Source organism: Allobosea sp. UNC402CLCol (genome assembly GCF_000745475.1).
In the GTDB taxonomy this organism is placed as follows: domain Bacteria; phylum Pseudomonadota; class Alphaproteobacteria; order Rhizobiales; family Beijerinckiaceae; genus Allobosea; species Allobosea spartocytisi.
In genome coordinates, this window is record NZ_KN050692.1 from 131,997 (window position 1) to 151,961 (window position 19,965).

The 19,965-nt window shown below is 67.4% G+C and carries 17 protein-coding genes; 5 read left to right on the forward strand and 12 right to left on the reverse strand.

Annotated features, from left to right (window positions below; translation table 11 throughout):
- Window positions 1-46 precede the first annotated feature (46 nt).
- The gene (lexA, locus tag GY40_RS23140) at window positions 47-757 is read left to right on the forward strand and encodes a transcriptional repressor LexA (RefSeq protein ID WP_038367545.1); all 711 of its coding nucleotides are present in this window, start codon (window positions 47-49) and stop codon (window positions 755-757) included.
- Here the strand turns inward: lexA and GY40_RS23145 are convergent.
- Window positions 751-3,030, reverse strand: coding sequence for a ComEC/Rec2 family competence protein (locus tag GY40_RS23145; protein WP_051988444.1), 2,280 nt, complete (start codon window positions 3,028-3,030; stop codon window positions 751-753). The two genes, lexA and GY40_RS23145, sit on opposite strands and share 7 nt — an antisense overlap.
- 169 nt (window positions 3,031-3,199) lie before the next feature.
- Here GY40_RS23145 and gltX point away from each other — a divergent pair, with 169 nt between their 5' ends.
- From gltX to GY40_RS23160, 3 genes are all read left to right on the forward strand, one after another.
- Complete coding sequence (gene gltX / locus GY40_RS23150; RefSeq protein WP_038367548.1) at window positions 3,200-4,618, forward strand: glutamate--tRNA ligase; 1,419 nt, start codon at window positions 3,200-3,202, stop codon at window positions 4,616-4,618.
- A gap of 306 nt (window positions 4,619-4,924) precedes the next feature.
- Entirely contained in the window at window positions 4,925-6,214 is a 1,290-nt protein-coding gene (gene gltA, locus GY40_RS23155; RefSeq protein WP_038367551.1) for a citrate synthase, read from the forward strand.
- Window positions 6,215-6,350: 136 nt separating this feature from the next.
- Window positions 6,351-7,340: a Bug family tripartite tricarboxylate transporter substrate binding protein gene (locus GY40_RS23160; RefSeq protein WP_038367554.1), complete on the forward strand. Its 990-nt coding sequence runs from the start codon at window positions 6,351-6,353 to the stop codon at window positions 7,338-7,340.
- A gap of 14 nt (window positions 7,341-7,354) precedes the next feature.
- Here the strand turns inward: GY40_RS23160 and lpxB are convergent, their stop codons facing one another.
- From lpxB to frr, 11 genes are all read right to left on the reverse strand, one after another.
- Window positions 7,355-8,533: a lipid-A-disaccharide synthase gene (lpxB, locus tag GY40_RS23165; RefSeq protein WP_038367556.1), complete on the reverse strand. Its 1,179-nt coding sequence runs from the start codon at window positions 8,531-8,533 to the stop codon at window positions 7,355-7,357.
- Complete coding sequence (gene lpxI / locus GY40_RS23170; protein WP_038367557.1) at window positions 8,533-9,384, reverse strand: LpxI family protein; 852 nt, start codon at window positions 9,382-9,384, stop codon at window positions 8,533-8,535. The genes lpxB and lpxI overlap by 1 nt, the downstream gene beginning before the upstream one ends.
- Window positions 9,381-10,190, reverse strand: a complete 810-nt coding sequence (lpxA, locus tag GY40_RS23175) for an acyl-ACP--UDP-N-acetylglucosamine O-acyltransferase (protein ID WP_038367559.1) — start codon at window positions 10,188-10,190, stop codon at window positions 9,381-9,383. The genes lpxI and lpxA overlap by 4 nt, the downstream gene beginning before the upstream one ends.
- Before the next feature lie 36 nt (window positions 10,191-10,226).
- Window positions 10,227-10,685: a 3-hydroxyacyl-ACP dehydratase FabZ gene (fabZ, locus tag GY40_RS23180; RefSeq protein WP_038367560.1), complete on the reverse strand. Its 459-nt coding sequence runs from the start codon at window positions 10,683-10,685 to the stop codon at window positions 10,227-10,229.
- Window positions 10,686-10,871: 186 nt separating this feature from the next.
- Window positions 10,872-11,933 (reverse strand): UDP-3-O-(3-hydroxymyristoyl)glucosamine N-acyltransferase, encoded by a 1,062-nt coding sequence (gene lpxD / locus GY40_RS23185; protein ID WP_038367562.1) that lies wholly within the window; start codon window positions 11,931-11,933, stop codon window positions 10,872-10,874.
- A 36-nt stretch (window positions 11,934-11,969) separates the two neighbouring features.
- Entirely contained in the window at window positions 11,970-14,474 is a 2,505-nt protein-coding gene (gene bamA, locus GY40_RS23190) for an outer membrane protein assembly factor BamA (RefSeq protein WP_038367565.1), read from the reverse strand.
- A 224-nt stretch (window positions 14,475-14,698) separates the two neighbouring features.
- Window positions 14,699-15,847, reverse strand: a complete 1,149-nt coding sequence (gene rseP / locus GY40_RS23195; protein WP_038367566.1) for an RIP metalloprotease RseP — start codon at window positions 15,845-15,847, stop codon at window positions 14,699-14,701.
- Window positions 15,848-15,869: 22 nt separating this feature from the next.
- Window positions 15,870-17,051, reverse strand: coding sequence for a 1-deoxy-D-xylulose-5-phosphate reductoisomerase (gene dxr / locus GY40_RS23200; protein WP_038367569.1), 1,182 nt, complete (start codon window positions 17,049-17,051; stop codon window positions 15,870-15,872).
- Between the two features lie 4 nt (window positions 17,052-17,055).
- On the reverse strand, window positions 17,056-17,883 hold the full coding sequence (locus tag GY40_RS23205; RefSeq protein WP_038367570.1) for a phosphatidate cytidylyltransferase: 828 nt from the start codon (window positions 17,881-17,883) through the stop codon (window positions 17,056-17,058).
- Window positions 17,880-18,638 (reverse strand): isoprenyl transferase, encoded by a 759-nt coding sequence (locus tag GY40_RS23210; RefSeq protein ID WP_051988445.1) that lies wholly within the window; start codon window positions 18,636-18,638, stop codon window positions 17,880-17,882. The genes GY40_RS23205 and GY40_RS23210 overlap by 4 nt, the downstream gene beginning before the upstream one ends.
- A gap of 61 nt (window positions 18,639-18,699) precedes the next feature.
- On the reverse strand, window positions 18,700-19,263 hold the full coding sequence (gene frr / locus GY40_RS23215) for a ribosome recycling factor (protein ID WP_038367572.1): 564 nt from the start codon (window positions 19,261-19,263) through the stop codon (window positions 18,700-18,702).
- Window positions 19,264-19,514: 251 nt separating this feature from the next.
- On the opposite strand from frr, the gene GY40_RS23220 reads away from it, so the two are divergent.
- Window positions 19,515-19,928, forward strand: a complete 414-nt coding sequence (locus GY40_RS23220) for a VOC family protein (RefSeq protein ID WP_038367574.1) — start codon at window positions 19,515-19,517, stop codon at window positions 19,926-19,928.
- Window positions 19,929-19,965 lie beyond the last annotated feature (37 nt).

Below are 19,965 nucleotides of genomic sequence, written 5' to 3' on the forward strand. Positions count from 1 at the left end.
TTCTGGCTTTGTTTCGAATCTGTATCGCGGGGCACCGGCGGGGATCATGCTGACACGCAAGCAACACGAACTCCTGCGCTTCATCCAGGAACGCTTGCGCGAAAGCGGCGTGCCCCCCTCCTTCGACGAGATGAAGGATGCGCTCGACCTGCGCTCGAAATCCGGCATCCACCGGCTGATCATGGCGCTGGAGGAGCGCGGCTTCATCCGCCGCCTGCCCAATCGGGCGCGGGCGCTCGAAGTCATCAAGATGCCGGACGGGCTCGCTGGCCCGCAGCCGCGACGCTTCAACCCGGCCGTCGTACAGGGCGGCCTCGGCTCACAGCCCTCTCTCGCCAAGCCGCGCCCTGCCCCGGCCGATGACGATGCCCGTTCCCCGGTCGCGATTCCCGTGATGGGCCGCATCGCCGCCGGCACGCCGATCTCGGCGATCCAGAGCCGCAGCCATACGGTTTCGCTGCCGCCGGACATGCTGGGGTCGGGTGAGCATTATGCACTGGAGGTACGCGGCGATTCGATGGTCGAGGCCGGCATCCTCGACGGCGACACCGTCATCATCCGCAAGCAGGACACGGCAAACACCGGCGACATCATCGTTGCGCTGATCGACGAGGAGGAGGCGACGCTGAAGCGTCTGCGCCGGCGTGGCTCCTCGATCGCGCTCGAAGCGGCCAATCCGGCCTATGAGACACGCGTCCTGGGCCCCGACCGCGTCAAGATCCAGGGCCGGCTGGTCAACCTGCTGCGCCGCTACTGAGCGAACTCGGTCTCGTCCGACGCGACCTCCGGAGCAGCAGAGGCCCGTGTCGCAGCGGGGGCCGGCGCGCCGGACCGAGCTGCGGCTTCGGAAGGCTTGCGGCGGCTCCAGGGCCGGTCTGCGACGGCGTTTTCCGAGGAATGGCTGCGCCAGCCGAAGGCGGCGCGGTAGAGCGAGGTCGCGCCGTCCCGCGACAGCGCCATCCGATCGACGAGCCTGGCCTCGCAAGGCGCGCTCCAGGGAATGTTGGTGACGACGAGATCGGCGCGGCGGCAATCCTCGATGATGGCGATCCGATCCCGGGCATAGGAGATGCTGCGCCCGTCGGCGGTCCGGACGATGCAGGCATTGCTGTCGCAGGCGCTTCCGGCCCGCAGGGTCGCGTCGTCCGGCGCGCGGCTGTCGCCATCGGAAGCGAGCCATTGCTGCAGGACGAAGCGGCTCGGCCGGCCGGCGATGGCGAGGCGGCCGTCGCTGCCGCGCACGGCGATGCCGGAGCCGTCACGCTCGATCAGGATCTCCGGCCGCTCCGGCTTCGCGGCGAAGGCGACGCCGAGGATGAGCGGCAACGCCGCCAGCCAGCGCAGCCCCGTGGTCCAGAGCGTGATCCAGAGCAGCGAGGCGGCAAAGGAGAGCAGCACGGCCGGGCCGAATGCCACCACCGTCACGGTCGAATGGTCGATGGTGGCGACCCAATGCGCGACTTTCAGTACGATGTCGGAAGCGAGCCCCATCAGCGCCCAGGCCGGCCAGTCCAGACCGAAGGGGTAGGCCAGCACGCCGAACACCGCCGCCGGCATCACGAAGAGCGAGACGAAGGGCAGCGCCATGGCATTGCCGAGCAGGCCGAAGGGATTGAAAGTCTGGAAGTGATAGGCGCCGAAGGGCGCCGTCGCGGCCGTGGCGAGGAGCGTCGTCACCACGATGCCGAGCGAGGCCGTCCAGAGCGCGCCCAAAGGCCAGGGCAAGGCCGCCGGCGGCTTCGACCGGTCGCGCTTCTCCCAGCGCTCGGCGAAAGCGACCAGCGCCGCGACCGCACCGAAGGACATCTGGAAGCTCGGGCCGAGCAGGGCCTCGGGCTCGCGCAGCAGCACGATGATCGCGGCGAGCGCGAGATTGCGCATGCTGAGCGCCGCCCGGTCGACGAGGATCGCGCCGAGCATGACCAGCGTCATGATGAGCGAACGTTCCGTCGCGACGTCGCTGCCGGAGAAGATGCAATAGGCGGTGGCGCCGATCATCGCCGCGATCGCCGCGATCTTCTTCACCGGCCAGCCGAGCGCCAGCGTCTGCGACAGCGCCAGCAGAGCCCGCACGAGCCAGAAGATCGTCCCGGCTGCAAGCACCATGTGCAGGCCGGAGATCGAGACGATATGATAGATACCGGCGGCGCGCAGATCGTTGTTCGACGCCTCGGTGATGAGGCCGCGCTTGCCGGTGACGAGCGCGGCCGCGACCGCCCCGCCCTGCCCGCCGCCGACGCTGGCGATGCGCTGCGTCAGGACGTTGCGGGCCTTGTCGATCTCCACGTCGAGCGCGAGGCGCCATGGCAGGGGATGCGGCGCCGGGACGAGTGCGATCTTGCCGGCGATGCTGCCGACGGCGCCGATGCCGCGGAAGAAGGCGTCGCGCCCGAAATCATAGCCTCCGGCGCGGGCCGGCCCCGGTGGCGGCAGGAGCCGCGCGGTGCCGGCGATATGGTCGCCGGGCGCGACCGTGCCGCTGCGAATGTTGACGCGCACGCGCTTCGGCCGGCTCTCGGGCGGCACGCCGGCGATGTCCGTCACCACCAGGACGAGGCGGGCGCCGGCATCGCGCGCCTCGACGCTCTCGACGAAGCCGGTGATCTTGCCGATGCGCGGCCGCTCCAGCATCGGCGCGGCGATATCGGCCGCGCGCCAGACGCCTGCTGCGAAGCCGGCGAAGGCCGCGGCGAAGGCGATGCAGACTGCGGCAGCGGCGGGTCGCAGACGCAGTGCGACAGCGAGGCCGCCGGACAGGACGAAGCCCGTGAGCGGCGCCCAGAGTGCGGGTTCCCGATCGGCGGCGAAATAGAGCAGGATGCCGAAGCCCATCGCCACGGGCAGCCAGAGGAACGGGCGGCGGCGCTCGGCCTCCTGCGCCAGCGACGCGCCAAGCCAGTCCCGCAGCGCCTGGAGGCGCTCGGCCAGCGGCAGGCTTCCCAGTGCGACAGGCGGCAGGCGCGCCGGCAGGATGCCGGCGACAGCCCTCAGCGCGCTCCGGCGCTCCGGCGATGCAGGTTGCCGCGCCATCCCCCTTCCCAGCCCCTGCCTGTCGGTTGCGCATTGAACGCTTAACCGCCCGGCGAAGCCATGTTACAGGGCGCGCGCTGGTTGTCATGCACGCTTTGGCGTGAAGGCCGGCGCCACATCCTCAAGTCTTGCCCCGGGCGGTTTCATCGCCCGGTCGGAGCTGCCTTCCATGAGCAACGCCGTCGTCACGCGCTTTGCGCCGTCCCCCACCGGATTCCTGCATATCGGCGGCGCCCGCACCGCGCTGTTCAATTGGCTCTATGCCCGCCGGCACGGCGGCAAGATGCTGCTGCGAATCGAGGATACCGATCGGGAACGCTCGACCGACGCCGCCATCGCCGCGATCCTCGACGGGCTGGAATGGCTCGGCCTCGATTGGGACGGACAGACGGTCTACCAGTTCCAGCGCGCGGCACGGCACCGCGAGGTGGCCGAGCAGATGCTCGCCGCCGGCAAGGCCTATTATTGCTATGCCAGCCAGGCCGAGCTCGAGGAAATGCGCGAGAAGGCGCGCGCCGAAGGCAAGCCGCTGCGCTATGACGGGCGCTGGCGTGACCGCGATCCGGCGACCGCCCCGGAAGGCGTGAAGCCGGTGATCCGGCTCAAGGCGCCGCAGACCGGCGAGACGGTGGTGAACGACGAGGTGCAGGGCCGCGTCGTCTGGCAGAACGAGAATCTCGACGACCTCGTGCTGCTGCGCTCGGACGGCACGCCGACCTATATGCTCGCGGTCGTCGTCGACGACCACGACATGGGCGTCACCCACATCATCCGCGGCGACGACCACCTGACCAACGCCGCCCGCCAGACCCAGATCTACGATGCGCTGGGCTGGGACGTGCCGAGCATGTCGCATATCCCTCTGATCCACGGGCCTGACGGAGCCAAGCTGTCCAAGCGCCACGGCGCGCTCGGCATCGATGCCTATCGCTCGATGGGTTATCTGCCGGCGGCGCTGCGCAACTATCTCGTGCGGCTGGGCTGGAGCCATGGCGATCAGGAGATCTTCTCGACGCAGGAGATGATCGACGCCTTCAATCTCTCCTCGATCGGCCGCTCGCCGGCGCGCTTCGACTACGCCAAGCTGGAGAACCTCAACGGGCTCTATATGCGCCAGTCGAGCGATCGTGATCTGCTTGAGGCCCTCAAGGTCATCCTGCCCGAGATCGGTCCGGCGCGGGGGCTCGGCCCCACGCTCTCGCCCGAGCTGGAGGCGAAGTTCCTGGCCGCCATGCCGGGGCTGAAGGAGCGCGCCAAGACGCTGATCGAACTGCTCGACAGCGCCTTCTATCTCTATGCGCAGCGCCCGCTGCAGCTCGACGACAAGGCCAAGAGCCTGCTCGACGAGGCGGCGCGCGGCCGCCTGCCCGCGATCGCCGCGAAGCTCGCCGCCGTCGGCGACTGGGCGGCGGCGTCGCTGGAAGCCGCCGTGCGCGCCTTTGCCGAGGAGAACGGGCTCAAGCTCGGCCAGGCCGCTCAGCCGCTGCGGGCCGCCCTGACGGGCCGGGCGATGTCGCCGGGATTGTTCGACGTCATGGCGGTTCTGGGCCGCGAGGAGACGCTGGCGCGGCTGGCCGACCAGGGTTGAGGCGGCGCCTGCGCGTGCCTGGCGCGACAGCCGGATCGCTATGCTTGGGAGGCGGCACAAACCGCCTTTCGGCTCGGTTGAATGCATGGGGCAAATGGTCTAGTGACGCGCAAGTGCATTGCGCCGCACAACGGCACAGGGCACGAAAATTGCTTGTAAATCAGTCGCATGGATTGCCTTTGCCCCTTCCGTTGACATGCTCTCGTCACGTCAGGCTATTCGGATGAAGGACCTTCCGCGGAGAACCGCGGACGGGGCGCGCAAAACACGGCCGAACAGCAGCGAGCCTTGAAAGGATCGGTATCGATGAGCGGAAACACCAGCCAGCTGAAGGTCGGCGACAAGACCGTCGACATGGCGATCAAGGAGGGGTCGGTCGGCCCCGCCGTCATCGACATCGCCAAGCTCTACGCCCAGACGGGCATGTTCACCTACGACCCCGGCTTCACCTCGACGGCGAGCTGCGAGTCGCAGATCACCTATATCGACGGCGATGCGGGCGTGCTGCTCTATCGCGGCTATCCGATCGAGCAGCTCGCCGAGCATGGCGACTTCCTCGAGACCTGCTACCTGCTGCTTTACGGGGAGCTGCCGACGGCCGCGCAGAAGGCCGATTTCGACTATCGCATCACGCGCCACACCATGGTGCACGAGCAGATGGCCCGCTTTTTCCAGGGCTTCCGCCGCGACGCGCACCCGATGGCCGTCATGGTCGGCTCGATCGGCGCGATGTCGGCCTTCTATCACGACTCGACCGATATTTCGGACCCGCAGCAGCGCATGATCGCCTCGATGCGGATGATCGCGAAGGTCCCGACGCTCGCGGCGATGGCCTATAAGTACACGGTCGGCCAGCCCTTCGTGTATCCGCTGAACTCGCTGGACTACACCTCGAACTTCCTGCGCATGTGCTTCGCCGTCCCGGCCGAGGAGTACAAGGTCAATCCGGTGCTGTCGCGCGCGCTCGACCGCATCTTCATCCTGCACGCCGACCATGAGCAGAACGCCTCGACCTCGACGGTGCGTCTGGCGGGCTCGTCGGGCGCCAACCCCTTCGCCTGCATCGCGGCCGGCACGGCCTGCCTCTGGGGCCCGGCCCATGGCGGCGCCAACGAGGCGGCGCTGAAGATGCTGGAGGAGATCGGGACGGTCGACAACATCCCGAAATTCATCGCCAAGGCGAAGGACAAGAACGATCCGTTCCGCCTGATGGGCTTCGGCCACCGGGTCTACAAGAACTACGATCCGCGCGCCAAGATCATGCAGAAGACCACGCATGAGGTGCTGAACGAGCTCGGCATCAAGGACGATCCGCTGCTCGACGTCGCGATCGAGCTCGAGCGCATCGCGCTTTCGGACGAGTACTTCATCGAGAAGAAGCTCTATCCGAACATCGACTTCTATTCAGGCATCACGCTGAAGGCGATGGGCTTCCCGACCTCGATGTTCACGGTGCTCTTCGCCGTCGCCCGCACGGTCGGCTGGATCGCGCAGTGGAAGGAGATGATCGAGGATCCGTCCCAGAAGATCGGCCGTCCGCGCCAGCTCTACACCGGCTCGCCGAAGCGCGACTACACGCCGATCGGCCGCCGCTGAGAGCAATGCCAGCGTAAGAACGACAGGGCGCGGCCAGATGGCCGCGCCCTTATTGTTTCGGATAATTGATATCGCCGGTGGCGATGACGCTCCGGACGAGGCCGCTACAGTCGTCTCCCTTTTCGGGAGACGCTTCATGACCAGCCATAGCTTTATCGACCGCCGCTCGTTCCTGGTCGGTGCCGGCGCCGCCGGACTCGCGGCCACCGCGGCCGGCGCGCAGGACAAGTATCCGACCCGCCCGATCACGCTGATCGTGCCCTTCGCCGCAGGCGGCTCGACCGACATCGTCGCCCGGCTGGTCGGGCAGAAGATGAGCGAACTGCTCGGCCAGAACGTCGTGATCGAGAACCGCAGCGGAGCCGGCGGCAATGTCGGCTCCACCGCCGTCGCCCGCGCGGCGCCCGATGGCTATACGCTGCTGCTCGGCACGATCTCGACACACGCCCTCAACCCGGCGATCCTGAAGACCGTCACCTTCGACGCCGTGAAGGACTTCACCCCGATCTCGCTCCTGGCGATCGTCCCTAATGTGATGGTGGTGAACCCCAGCTTCCCGGCCAAGACGGTCAAGGAGGTGCTGCAGGTGCTGAAGGACAATCCGGGCAAATATTCATACGCCTCCTCCGGCGTCGGCACGCCGCTGCATCTCTCCGGCGAATTGTTCAAGTCGATCGGCAACGTCCAGATGAACCATGTGCCCTATCGCGGCGCCGGCCCGGCGCTGAACGACGTCGTCGCCGGCGCGGTGCCGATCATGTTCGACAACCTGCCCTCCTCCGCCGGATTCATCCGGAACGGGCAATTGCGGGCGATCGGCGTCACCACCCGGGAACGGGTCGCCTCCTTCCCGGATGTTCCGACCATCGCCGAGGGCGGGCTCACCGGCTATGAGACCTATACTTGGAACGCGCTGTTCGGGCCGGCGAACCTGCCGCGCCCGATCGTCGAGAGGATCAATCAGGCCGCGAACCAGGCGCTCAAGGACGAGACCGTGAAGAAGCGGCTCAACGATGTCAGCGCCGATATCGTCGGCTCGACGCCGGAGCAGCTCGGCGAGCACGTCAAGACCGAACTCGCCAAATGGGGGCCGATCGCCAAGGCGTCCGGCGCGGTCGTCGAGTAAACCGGCTTACAGGCTCAAGCTTCGCGGCGCGGCCGAGAAGCGACGAGTGCCAGCGCCGCTTCGACGGCGTTGGCGGCTGGGCTCGGGCCGGCCGAGCGCATGATGTTCTCGACCTCGGCGAAGCCGTCGAGCTGCACCTGCCGGTCCGGTCCCTCGATGAGCGCCGCCAGCATATGCCGGCTCAGGGCCTCGGCCGTCGCATCGTCCTGAATGAACTCCGGGACGACGTTCCGCCCGAGGATCAGGTTGGGCAGGATCACGCTTGGTAGCTTGACCAGCCGTCGGGCCAGCACGGCCTCCCAACCTGCCCCGCGATAGGCCGCAACCGTCGGGACGCCGGACAGGGCCAGTTCGAGCGTGACCGTACCGGAAGCGGCCAGGGCCGCGCGGGCATTGCGGAACGCTGCGAGCTTGCCCGCCTCGCCGGTGACGATCTCCGGCGCGACCGGCCAGCGCGCCGCCGCCTCCGCAATCATGGGCTGGAGCCGGGCGACGGCCGGCAGGATAAAGCGCGCGCCGGGAACAGACGCCGCGATCCGGGCGACCGCCTCGCCAAAAACCGGCATCAAATGATGGATCTCGGAGCGCCGGCTGCCGGGCAGGACCAGCACCTGCGGCCGCAATGCATCATCCCGCACGGCCTGCTCGACCGGGCCCGGCCGAAATTCGGCGAGACGCTCCATCAAGGGATGGCCGACATAGATCGTTTCGGGGCCGTGCAGCCGCGCGAGAGCCGCCGGCTCGAAAGGCAGCAGCGCCAGGATGCGGTCGACATGCGGCGCCATGCGGCGCGCCCGGCCGGAGCGCCAGGCCCAGACGCTGGGGCAAACCCAGTGCGCAATCGGGATATGAGGAGCGCGCGCGCGAACTTTCTTCGCCACCCGCAAGCAGAAATCAGGACTGTCGATGGTCAGCAGCAGATCCGGCTGAAAAGCGGCGATTCCCCGCGCCGCATCCTCCATCCGCCGCAACAGCAGCGGCAGGCGCGCGATCACCGGGCCAAAACCCATCACCGCGATGTCGGCCTGCGGAAAGAACGGCTGCAACCCCGCTTGCGGCAGGCCGTGATCGCCCACCCCGCGCAATTCGATGGGACGATTTCCCAACCGCTCTCGCAGCGCCGCAAGAAAGCGCAGGGCGAGCGCGTCGCCGGAGGCCTCGCCCGCGATGATGGCGAGCTTGAAGGGGCGCATCAGGCGCTGCCCTCGATGAACAGGCCGAGCTGATCGGCCTGCCGCCCAAGCGCCGCACGGTCACCGACCAGCACCTCGCCCGCCCTGAGACCGATGCCCGACAGGCCCGCTTCGGCAATGTTGCGAAGCGTGTCCGGGCCGATGGCCGGCATGTCGACGCGAAGATCCTGCCCCTTCTTCGGAGCCTTCACGAGAACACCGTCGCCCTTGCCGATCTTGAGACGTCCCCGCGCGACGAGATCCGCCACGCGCTTGATCATCGCGTCGGTCCCTTCGGCGGCCTCGACCGCGACGACGCGGTGGTCGGCGAGGATTGCCGCCTGGCCGATATCGAATGGCGACAGCGCCGCCAGCAACGAGAATCCGTGTTCAAGCAGAGCCTGCTGCTTTGCCGTGGCCGGCTTGCGGCCGAGCGGCCCCCGCGGCGCCGTCAGCTCCGGTGCGATATCCGCAGGACCGTGGACGCGGAAGCCCTGCTCCTCGAAGAAACGCACGACGCCGCGCAGAAGGTGGTCGTCACCACCGCGGAAGGCGCGGGCGAAATAGGGCAGATATTGCAAGGTCGAAGCTTCGGGCCGCAGCGCCCCGAAGCTGGGGCGCGGCAGGCTCCCGAGCATGACGATGTCGCTGACGCAGCGTCGGCGCAATTCGCCCAGCAAGCTGCCGAGCTGGCCAAGCCGGTAGCTCCGCACATCGGCATCGCCGAAAGCAGCCGGATCGGCCGCGCCCTCCAGCGCCGCGATGAAGGGAGCCTCGCCCTGATCGGAAAGGATTCGCGCCAGCCGCAGCGGGTACTCGCCTGCACCGGCGATCAGGACGAGAGGGCCACGTACGGTTCCCGCGGCGCTCACCTGTCCGCGGCGGTGACGTCGCGCGGCACGCACAGCGCCTTGTCGCCGCCCTCCCTGATGAAATCGAGAATCTCGTGGATCAGCGGGTGCGCGGCGAATTCGCTTGCGACATCCTCGACGCGCTCCGCGAGCGTGCCTTCATCCGCAAACAGCAGACGATAGGCCCGGCGCAGCTCGTGGATCTGCTCCCGTGTGAAGCCGCGGCGCTTCAGGCCGATCAGGTTCAGCCCCGCCAGATGCGCGGGGTTGTCGCGGATGGTGCCGAAGGGAATGACATCGCTCAGCACCCCGGCGCCGCCGCCGATGAAAGCATGGTCGCCAACGCGGATGAACTGCTGCAAGCCCGCGCCGCCACCGACGACGACGAAGTTGCCGATGGTCACGTGCCCCGCGCACATGACATTGTTCGAGAAGATGATGTTGTTGCCGAGCCGGCAATCATGGCCGACATGGGAATTGGCCAGGAAGAAGCAGCGGTCGCCGACGGAGGTGACCATGCCGCCGCCCTCGGTGCCGGGGTTCATCGTGACGCCTTCGCGGATCTGGCAATCCGCGCCGATGGTCAGCGTCGATGGCTCGCCGCGATATTTCACATCCTGCGGCGGGTGGCCGATCGATGCGAAGGGGTAGATGCGCGTGCGCGGGCCGATCGTGGTCCGGCCGGCGACGACGACATGGCTGACCAGCTCGACACCCTCGCCAAGCACGACGTCCGGGCCGACCATGCAGAAGGGGCCGATGCTAACCCCGTCCCCAAGCTGTGCCTTGGGGTCGACGATCGACATGGGGTGGATGGTAACGCTCATCGAAAGCTGCCTGACCTTAGTGGCACGACAATGGGTTCAGGACACCATCGCCGAGATCTCGGCCTCGGCGACGAGCGCGCCGTCGACCTTGGCCTCGCCGCGATAGAACCAGATGTTGCGCTTGCGTGCGATCTTGGTGAGGTGGAAGCGAATCTGATCGCCCGGGATAACCGGCTTGCGGAACTTCGCCTTGTCGATGGTGGTGAAGAGCACTGTGTTAACGTGCTGCTCGCCGTCGGGGCGGGCATTCACGACCAGAACGCCGGCCGTCTGCGCCATGCCTTCGATCATCAGCACGCCCGGGAAGACCGGCCGTCCGGGAAAATGGCCGGTGAACTGGGGCTCATTGGCGGTGACGTTCTTGATGCCGACGCCGGAATCGTCGCCGTTGATCTCGACGACGCGGTCGACCAGCAGGAACGGATAGCGATGCGGGATGCTGGTCATGATCTTCTGGATGTCGATCACATCCAGCGTCGTCTTCGGCTCGCTCATCGCCCTTGTTCTCCACAACTGCGGCGCGCCGCCGAAGCGCTCGCGCCGTTTGATCTATCGTCCTGCTGATGCGGGCTTTTCACGCCGTGCAGGTTTTCGGAAATTCATGCCCCTTTGCCGGAAACCTGACGCCTTCGGCAACAGAAATCTCCCGCCAGCACGCCGGAGATGCGGGTTTCCAGTCGCTCATTCCTGGCTATCGCCCGGCTTGCGGCCACGTCGCGCCACCGCCGCCTTGAGCCAGGCGCTTTCGCGGGCCCAGCTCAGCGCCGGCTGCGCGGGGTAGCCGCCGTAACGAGCGCCGCGCGGAACATCGCCGGCAACGCCGCTCTGTGCGGCAATCTGGGCGCCGGCGCCGATGGTCAGGTGACCGGCGAGGCCGACCTGGCCGCCAAGGACCGCGAAATCCTCCAGCGTCGAGGACCCGGCCAGGCCCGACTGGGCACAGATCACGCAATGGCGCCCGATGACGCAATTATGGCCGATCTGGACGAGATTATCGATCTTGGTGCCCTCGCCGATCACCGTATCGCGGCTGGCGCCACGGTCGATCGTGGTGTTGGCGCCGATCTCGACATCGTCCTGGATGATGACGCGGCCGATCTGCGGCACCTTCATGTGGCCCTTCGGGCTCATGGCGAAGCCGAAGCCGTCCTGGCCGATGCGGACACCGGGATGAACGATGACGCGGTTGCCGAGGAGCGCCGCCTGGATCGTGCTGCCGGCGCCGATCGAGCAATTGCGGCCGATCCGGACCTGCGGGCCGATGACGGCATGCGAAGCCACGACCGTTCCCGCGCCGATTTCGGCGCCCGGCCCGATCACGGCGCCCGGATCGACCGTGACGCCCGCCTCGAGCACCGCCGTGGCATGGACGATGGCGCCAGGGGCCACGCCTTGCGAGGCGAAGACCGATTCAGGCCGCAATGCCGTCGGGAAGAAGCGTGCGAGGATGCGCGCGAAGGCGTGATAAGGCGTCGGGGAAATCAGGGCGACGGTGCCGGCCGGCACCCGATCGGCGAAGCGGGCCGAGACGAGGCACAGCCCGGCCTTGGTGGCCGCCAGCGCCTCGACATATTTCGGGTTGTCCATATAGGCGAGATCGGCCGGGCCGGCCGTCTCGAGCGCCGCAGCGCCTTCGACGCGGCGGCGCGCCTCGACTCCCTCCGGCAAGGAGGCGCCGCAAATGCTTGCGACCTCGCCGAAGTCGAGCGAGGTCGCGAACGGAAAGAAAACGGGATCTGCCATCGGATTGATCCGAAGCGGGGCCGAAGCCCCGCCCCGTCAGAAGCGCGTGCCGCCCGAGAAGCGGAAGGCCTGGAGGCGGTCGCCACCATACTTGGCGAAGCCGAGCGGGCCGAGGCCGTACTGGCCGTCATCCTTGCTGAGCGCATAGGCGTAATCGAAGCGGATCGGTCCCAGCGGCGACTGCCAGAGGATCGAGGCGCCGATCGACGAGCGGAGCACGTTCTTGTCGCGCACGCAGGCGATGCTCGACTGCGCACCACCGGTGACGACGTTGAAGGCTCGCGCCTCGGAGCCGGCGGGGCAGCCACCGAGCGCCGTCTTCGTGCCGCCGTCATAATTGAACAGCGTACCGGCGTCGGCGAAGATCGCGCCGCGCAGGCCGATGTCGCGCGGCAGGCCCCAGATCGGGAACTGCACTTCGAGCGTGCCACCGAAATAGGTCGTGCCGCCGAGAGCGTTGGCCGTCGGATCGTTCAGCACGTCGCGCGGACCGATGCCCGAGGGCGCGAAACCGCGGACCAGTGTCGGTCCGAGGAAGTAGTGATCGGCCATGCGGAGATTGCCGCTGGTCGCCTGGACGTGGCCACCCTGAAGCCGGACGAAGCCGACGACGTCGTCGAAGATCTCGCGGTAGTAGCGCGCATCCGCCGCGACGCGAAGGAACTTCGAGTCGCCGCCCACACCGGCGAATTCCGGCTTCAGCTCGGCGATGAAGCCGTTGCGCGGGTTCTGAACGCTGTCGAGCGAGTTATAGTTGAAGTTCAGGCCGACGAGCGAGGTCAGGGTGTCGCCCTGCGCTTCCTTGACCGCGACCGAGGCCTCGCCGTTGGTGACGCAGTTGTAGAGCTGGTCCGAAGCGACAGCGCCAGCCGTACCGGGAGTAATGCCCGGGATCGGGTTGGTACAGTCGTTATACGGCCGGCTGACGTCGTTCGGGATCTTGATATTCGTCACGTAGAGCGAATAGCGCGGCGTGATCGAGAATTCTTCCGTGATCGGGAAGGTGAAACGCACCTGACCGCCGGTCACACGGCTCTGGAAGCGGCCGACATTGTAGTTGTCGTTGTACTTCGAGAACAGGTCGAAGCCGGCCGCGACGCGGTAGCCGAGGAAATACGGCTCGGTGAACGAGAAGTCGATACCCTGGGTACGCTGGCCGAGCGTGCCGGCGATGCGGACGAACTGGCCGCGACCGAGGAAGTTCGACTCCGAGAGCGAGACCTCGCCGATCATGCCGTCCGAGGTCGAGTAGCCGCCGGCGATCGAGAAGGAGCCGGTCGCCTTGTCCTCGACGTCGATGTTGACGACGACGCGGTCCGGAGCCGAGCCCGGCTCGTTCGTGACGCGGACCTTGTTGAAGAAGCCGAGATTGTTCAGGCGCCGCTCGGCGCGGTCAATCATGACCTTGTTGTAGGCGTCGCCTTCGCCGAGATCGAGTTCGCGGCGGATGACGTAGTCGCGGGTGCGGGTGTTGCCGCGCACATTGATGCGCTCGACATAGACCCGCGGGCCCTCATCGACGACATAGGTGATGCCGATCAGGTGGCCGGAGGCGTCGCGATCGCCGCGCGGACGAACCTGCGCGAAGGCGTGCCCCTCGCGGTTGACCTCGGTGGTCAGCGCGACGAGCGACTTCTCGACCGCCTCGGCATTGTAGGTGTCACCCGTCGAGGTCGCCAGATAGCGCTGCAGGCGCGCCGCATCGACGCCCGGCACCGAGGAATCGACGGAGACGTTGCCGACCTTGTACTGCGGGCCTTCCTCGACCTGGACATCGACGACCCAGCCGCCGGCAGACTCGTCGAAGCGCGCGGTGTTGTTGACGATCTGGAAGTCGGCATAGCCGTTCTTCAGATAGAAGCGGCGGATCAGCTCGAGATCGGAATTGATGCGATCCGGATCGTAGACGTCGGACGTCTTGATCCAGCTCAGGAAGTTCGATTCGGTCGACGTCATCAAGCCGCGCAGGCGCCCCGCCGAATAGACGTTGTTGCCCGAGAAGTTGATCGACTTGATGCCGGTCTTGCCGCTCTCGTTGATGGTGAAGACCACGTCCTGCCGGCCATTCGGCAGCGGCGCGATGCGGCCGCTGACCGAGGACAGGCCGTAGCCGGCGCGGCGGTAGGCCTCGCGCAGGCGCTCGACGTCGGAATCGATCAGGGCCTGGCTCAGCGGACCGCCGGCCTTGGACTGCACCAGCGGCGTGAGCTGGTCACTCTTGAGGCGGCGATTGCCCTCGAAGGCGACGCGGTTGACGGTGCCGTTCTGCTCCTGGACGGAGATCACGGTCTGCGCGCCGCGGCGGCTGACCTGAACGTTGGAGAACAGCCCCGTCGCCAGCAGGCTCTCGCGAATCTCCTGCGGGTTGTCGCGGCCGACCGCGTAGGAGCGGATCGTCTCGGCATCGACTCGCCGGTTGCCGTGGACAACCACGGCCTGAGCGAACGCAACGCCACCACTCACGGCCAAGATCAAGGCCGAAAGTCCGATCGATCGAGAGAGCCGCGTCTTGGTCGTCCGGCTCTTTTGGGTCGACGTCATCGGGTCGCCTATTCCATTTCTCTGGTCACCACCCCAACAGGGGTCCGCCATCCGGGAGATGGCGGCAGGGCGAGATTTGCAGTGCAATCGCTTCTACAAAGTTTCCCGCGGGGTGCAAACCGCCATCGTCGTTAATAAAGTATTTTTAGATGGCTCGTTGCCAGGACGCCACGCGCGCTGCCGTGATTCCGCCGCAAAGCGGCCACGCAGCGAGGCGGTAACCGTCAGAGCAGGCCCTTGACGTGGACGAGATCGTTCCAGGTCACGAACAGCATCAGCATCAGAACGAGCGCCAATCCGAACCGGAAGCCGATCTCCTGCGCGCGCGGGCTCAAGGGGCGCCCGCGAACCGCCTCATAGAGATAGAAGAGCAGATGCCCGCCATCGAGCATCGGCACGGGCAGCAGATTCATCAACCCGATCGAGACCGAGAGGATGGCCGCGAGGTTGATGAGCCCGAACAGGCCGCCATTCTGGGCGACCGCTCCGGACACCTGCGCGATCCGAATCGGACCCGAGAGCTGGTCGGTCGAGGCGCGCCCCTGCACCAGCTTGGCGACGTAGTCATAAGTCTGCGCGACGATGAACCAGCTTTCGGAGACGCCCTGCTTGACGGAATCGACCAGGCCGAAATGCTGCGTCGTCCAGTCTTCCGGCCGGGGCGAAGCCTTGACGCCGATCACGCCGATGCGCTGCTTGCCGAGCGGGGAATCCATCTCGAGCAGCGCCGGCGTCACCGGCAGGGTGACCGTATCCGTTCCGCGCTCGACGGTGACCGATAGGCGCTCGTCGGGCCGTGTCGAGACGATACGCTGCATATCGGAGAAGCTGACGATCCGCTGCCCGTCGATGGCGATCACGAGATCGCCCGGCCGCAGGCCCGCGCGCTCGGCCGCGCTGCCGGCCACGATCTCGTCGACTCGCGGCGTCAGCACCTGCTTGCCGAAGATGAAGGCCGAGCCGGCGAAGATCAGGATTGCCAGCACGAAATTGGCGATCGGTCCGGCTGCGACGATGGCGGCCCGCTCTCCGATCGACTGCGCCGGGAAGGAGCGGGCGCGCTCCTGCGCGGTCATCCGGCTCACGGCCTCGTCGTCCGGCGCACTGGAGGCATCCGCGTCACCCGAGAACTTGACGTAGCCGCCGAGCGGAATCAGCGCGAAGCGCCAGCGCGTGCCGTGTCGGTCGTTGAACCCGAAGATCTCGCGCCCGAAGCCGATGGAGAAGGTCTTCACATCGACGCCGCACCAGCGGCCCACCAGGAAATGCCCGAGTTCGTGGACGAAGACCACCAAGGTGAGAACGAAAAGGAAAGGCACGAGATAGCCGAGCACGAAATGGCCCGCGCTGCCGATCGACCCCAAGATTTCCATCGAACTCTCCTGCTACGTTCCCCTAGGTGGCAGCGAATGGCGCTCGCGACAAGAGCAAGGCAGCCCGCTGGCGTGCGTCATGGTCAACAGCCAGCGCCTCGGCGACGTCCTGCGGCGCGCGCGCGGTGCCGAAATCCTGCGCGCAGACCGCCTCGACGAGCGCGGCGATCCCCGGGAACCGGATCCGGCCGGCGAGAAAGGCCGCGACCGCCATCTCGTTTACGGCATTGAGAATGGCAGGCTTGGCCCCGCCTTCGGCCAGGGCCGCCAGCGCAAGGCCCAGCGCCGGGAAGCGCTGCAAATCAGGCCGTTCGAAGGTCAGCGGCTCGCCGGAGGCGAGATCGAGGAAGCGAGCCGGCGGCGCGTCGAGCCGGCCATCGATCCCCAGGCAATGGGCAGCCGCGACCCGCATGTCGGGCACCGCCATGCCGGCGCTGACCGAACCGTCCCGGAACGTCACGAGGCCGTGGACGACCTGCTGGGGATGCACGAGGACATCGAGCTGCGCCGGCTCCAGGCCGAAGAGGAAGCGGGCCTCGATCACCTCCAGCCCCTTGTTCATCAGGCCAGCGGAATCGACCGTGATCTTGGCGCCCATGGCATAGTTCGGATGCCGCAGCGCCTGCTCGGGGCCTGCATTCGCGATCGCCTCCGCACTCCAGGTGCGGAACGGGCCACCCGAGGCGGTGAGCGTCATGCTCCGGATCGAATCCAGCGGCTCGTGTCCGAGCACCTGGAACAGGGCGTTGTGCTCGGAGTCGAGCGGCAGCATCCGGGCTCCGGCGGCGGCGGCGCGCGCCATCACCGCCTCGCCGGCGCAGACGAGGCTTTCCTTGTTGGCGAGGGCGATCGTCCGGCCCGGCAGGAGGGCGGCGAAGGTCGCCTCCAGGCCCGCCGCCCCGGAGATCGCGCTGACGACGATATCGGCCGGGCGGGCGACAGCCTCGAGCACGGCCGAACGCCCTGCCCCGCTTTCGATGCCGCTTCCGGCGAGTGCGCGCTTCAGCGCGTCGCCGGCGGTCGCGTCGGCAAGCGCCGCGAAACGCGCTCCCGTCTCGACCGCGACACGGGCCAGCGCCTCGGCATCGCGGCCGCCGACGACCGTTCCGATCGCCAGGCGCTGCGGATTCTCGGCGACGACATCGCGGACGGAACGGCCAACGGAGCCAGTGGCGCCCAGGAGCGTGATGGTGCGAAGCGGCATCGGGTCAAATGTCGATCTGGAACGCGAAGAGCGCGAGCCCGGCCAGGACCAGCACGGCCCAGTAGCCGTCGAGCCTGTCGAGGAAGCCGCCATGGCCCGGAATGAGATGGCTGGAATCCTTGGTGTCGAAACGGCGCTTGAGTGCGGATTCGAACAGGTCTCCGGCCTGGCTTGCGACCGAGGCGGCGAGCGAGGCGGCGATCACCCAGCCATTCGCGCCCGGCGCGCCGAGGGTCGCGAAGCTCCAGATCAGCGTGCCCGCGACCGTTCCCGCGAGGGTGCCGCCGATGGCGCCCGACCAGGTCTTCTTGGGGCTGACACGCGGCATCAGTTTCGGGCCGCCGAAGCTGCGGCCGGTGAAATAGGCGGCGATGTCGGTCAGCCAGACGACGGCAAAGCTCCACAGGATGAGCGCGAGCCCGACCACGGGCCAATCGCGCAGGGCCGGCGTGATCAGGGCGAAGGCGAGCGCATAGGCGACGCCGCATAATTCGAGCGCCAGGCGCGCCCGCACGAAAGGCGCCGCCAGCGCGCCGATGAGAGCGGCGGCGGCCGTCGCGCCCGCGAGGGCGGCGGGAGCGATCGGCAGGAAGGACAGGGCGAGCCCGGCCACGACGACGCCGGCTCCGGCCGCGACCGCGTTGCCCCGGCTGACGATCGAGAACCATTCATAGGCGACGATACCGGCGACCAGCACCCAGACCAGCCGGAACGGCCAGCCGCCCCACAGCGTCAGGGCCAGGACGACGGCTGCGAGGACGAGCGCCGAGACGACGCGCCGCTTCAGTTCGCCCGAGCCCGATCCGGGCGAGGCGGGAGCAGGTTCATTCACGCGACGTCCACGCTGCGGTCTGGCGGCGCCGCGACGCCGCCGAAGCGGCGCTCGCGCTGCCGGTATTGTGCCAGCGCGTCCTCGAAGGCGGCGCGGTCGAAATCCGGCCACATCACCGGCGTGAAGACGAATTCGGCATAGGCCGCCTGCCAGAGCAGGAAATTGGAGATGCGCGTCTCACCCGAGGTGCGGATCACCAGTTCGGGGTCGGGCAGGTCATGGGTATCGAGCCGGGCGGTGAGCGCCGCGTCGTCGATGGCGGCCGGATCGATCCGCCCGGCCGCGGCATCGGCCGCGAGTTGGCGCGCTGCGCGGACGATCTCGTCGCGCGAGCCGTAATTGAAGGCAATCGCCAGGATGAGCCCGGTATTGCCGCGCGTGCGCGTCTCGGCATGCTCGACCAGGCGACGCAGATCCGGCGCCAGATCCAACCGGCTGCCGATGATGCGCACCTGCACATTGGCGGCGGAGAGCTCGGCCAGATCCTTCTCGACGAAGTGCTTGAGCAGCCCCATCAGGAAGCTGACCTCGGCATGGGGCCGCCGCCAGTTCTCGGTCGAGAAGCTGTAGAGCGTCAGCACCGCGATGCCGAGATCGCTGGCGTTGCGCACCGTGCGGCGCAGGGCCTCGAGGCCACGCCGGTGCCCTTCCTGACGCGGCAGGCCGCGCATCTGCGCCCAGCGGCCGTTTCCATCCATGATGATGGCGACATGGGCCGGGTTGGAAACGCCTGCGTCGCGCTGGCCAGATGACATGCGATTGAGCCTCGTTGGGCCTTGGCAGAAACCGATGCGCGCAGCCCCGGAGGGCTGCGGATCAGACGTGCAGGATTTCCTTTTCCTTCGCCGCCAGCGCCTGATCAATCTCGGCGATATGCTGGTCGGTCGCCTTCTGGACCTGGTCGGTGTGACGGGTCACGTCATCCTTGGTGATGTGACCGTCCTTCTCCAGCTTCTTGATCACATCGATGCCGTCGCGGCGGACATGGCGGACCGAAACCTTGGAATCCTCGGCATATTTATGCGCGACCTTGACCATCTCCTTGCGGCGCTGCTCGTTCAGCTCGGGGATGCGGATGCGCAGCACCTGACCCTCGGTCTGGGGGTTGAGGCCGAGATCGGATTCGCGGATCGCCTTGTCGACGGCCTGGACCATCGAACGGTCCCAGACCTGGACGGAAAGCAGGCGCGGCTCCGGCACGCTCACCGTCGCAAGCTGGCTGAGCGGCGTGCGCGCGCCGTAGGCCTCGACCTGGATCGGATCGAGCATGTTCGAAGAAGCGCGACCACTACGCAGCGAAGCCAGATCACTCTTGAAGGACTGCACGGCACCCGCCATGCGGCGCTTTATGTCATCGAGGTCGAACGTCGTCTGGGCCATTTCAATCAAGACCTTACGGAACATCAAAAATCGGCGCGACCATGGCGGGGCGGCCGCGCAGGGTCAAGAACTACCTGCCGGAACAGCATTTTCCCCGCCGATGGGCAAGGGTAAAGCTGTCAGTGCAGGCAAATCATAGCCGGGCGGCGGGACAGGCCGTTGGCGGACCGCTCGCGGAAACCCATCTCCACCCTACCGCCTCGCCTTGCGGCGAGCCAGTTCCGGCTTGCAGAAACCTTGGGAGAAACAGAGTGCCCCGCCTGAACCGCATCATCGAGACCGCGCTCTATGTCGATGATCTCGAACGCGCCCGCGACTTCTACGAGACGAAGCTCGGCCTCGCGCCGCTGCTCAAGACCGCGACGCTGTTCGCCTATGATGTCGGAGGGCAGAGCGTGCTGCTGCTGTTCCAGCGCGGGGCGTCGCTGCAGACGCAGCGCTCCGACAACGGCAGCATCCCGCCGCATGACGGCAGCGGCCCCCTGCACATCGCCTTCGCCGTCGAGGAGGCGGAGCTGGCCGCCTGGGAAGAGAAGCTGGAACAGCTCGGCATCGCCGTCGAGGGGCGCATGCAGTGGGGCGGCGGCGGCAAGAGCCTCTATTTCCGCGATCCGGACGGGCACATGCTCGAGCTGGCGACGCCCGGCCTCTGGCGTACTTACTGAGAATCCGTCCGCTCTTCCGCAGCCCTCATCCCGAGAA

Coding starts and splice junctions, on each gene's coding strand:
- bamA (WP_038367565.1), bottom strand. CDS start 14,474: ATGACGTCGACCCAAAAGAGCCGGACGACCAAGACGCGGCTCTCTCGA.
- fabZ (WP_038367560.1), bottom strand. CDS start 10,685: ATGAGCGAGCCGAAGACGACGCTGGATGTGATCGACATCCAGAAGATC.
- dxr (WP_038367569.1), bottom strand. CDS start 17,051: ATGCCGCTTCGCACCATCACGCTCCTGGGCGCCACTGGCTCCGTTGGC.
- GY40_RS23210 (WP_051988445.1), bottom strand. CDS start 18,638: ATGTCATCTGGCCAGCGCGACGCAGGCGTTTCCAACCCGGCCCATGTC.
- lpxB (WP_038367556.1), bottom strand. CDS start 8,533: ATGCGCCCCTTCAAGCTCGCCATCATCGCGGGCGAGGCCTCCGGCGAC.
- gltX (WP_038367548.1), top strand. CDS start 3,200: ATGAGCAACGCCGTCGTCACGCGCTTTGCGCCGTCCCCCACCGGATTC.
- gltA (WP_038367551.1), top strand. CDS start 4,925: ATGAGCGGAAACACCAGCCAGCTGAAGGTCGGCGACAAGACCGTCGAC.
- rseP (WP_038367566.1), bottom strand. CDS start 15,847: ATGGAAATCTTGGGGTCGATCGGCAGCGCGGGCCATTTCGTGCTCGGC.
- lexA (WP_038367545.1), top strand. CDS start 47: ATGCTGACACGCAAGCAACACGAACTCCTGCGCTTCATCCAGGAACGC.
- lpxD (WP_038367562.1), bottom strand. CDS start 11,933: ATGGCAGATCCCGTTTTCTTTCCGTTCGCGACCTCGCTCGACTTCGGC.
- GY40_RS23160 (WP_038367554.1), top strand. CDS start 6,351: ATGACCAGCCATAGCTTTATCGACCGCCGCTCGTTCCTGGTCGGTGCC.
- lpxA (WP_038367559.1), bottom strand. CDS start 10,190: ATGAGCGTTACCATCCACCCCATGTCGATCGTCGACCCCAAGGCACAG.
- frr (WP_038367572.1), bottom strand. CDS start 19,263: ATGGCCCAGACGACGTTCGACCTCGATGACATAAAGCGCCGCATGGCG.
- GY40_RS23145 (WP_051988444.1), bottom strand. CDS start 3,030: ATGGCGCGGCAACCTGCATCGCCGGAGCGCCGGAGCGCGCTGAGGGCT.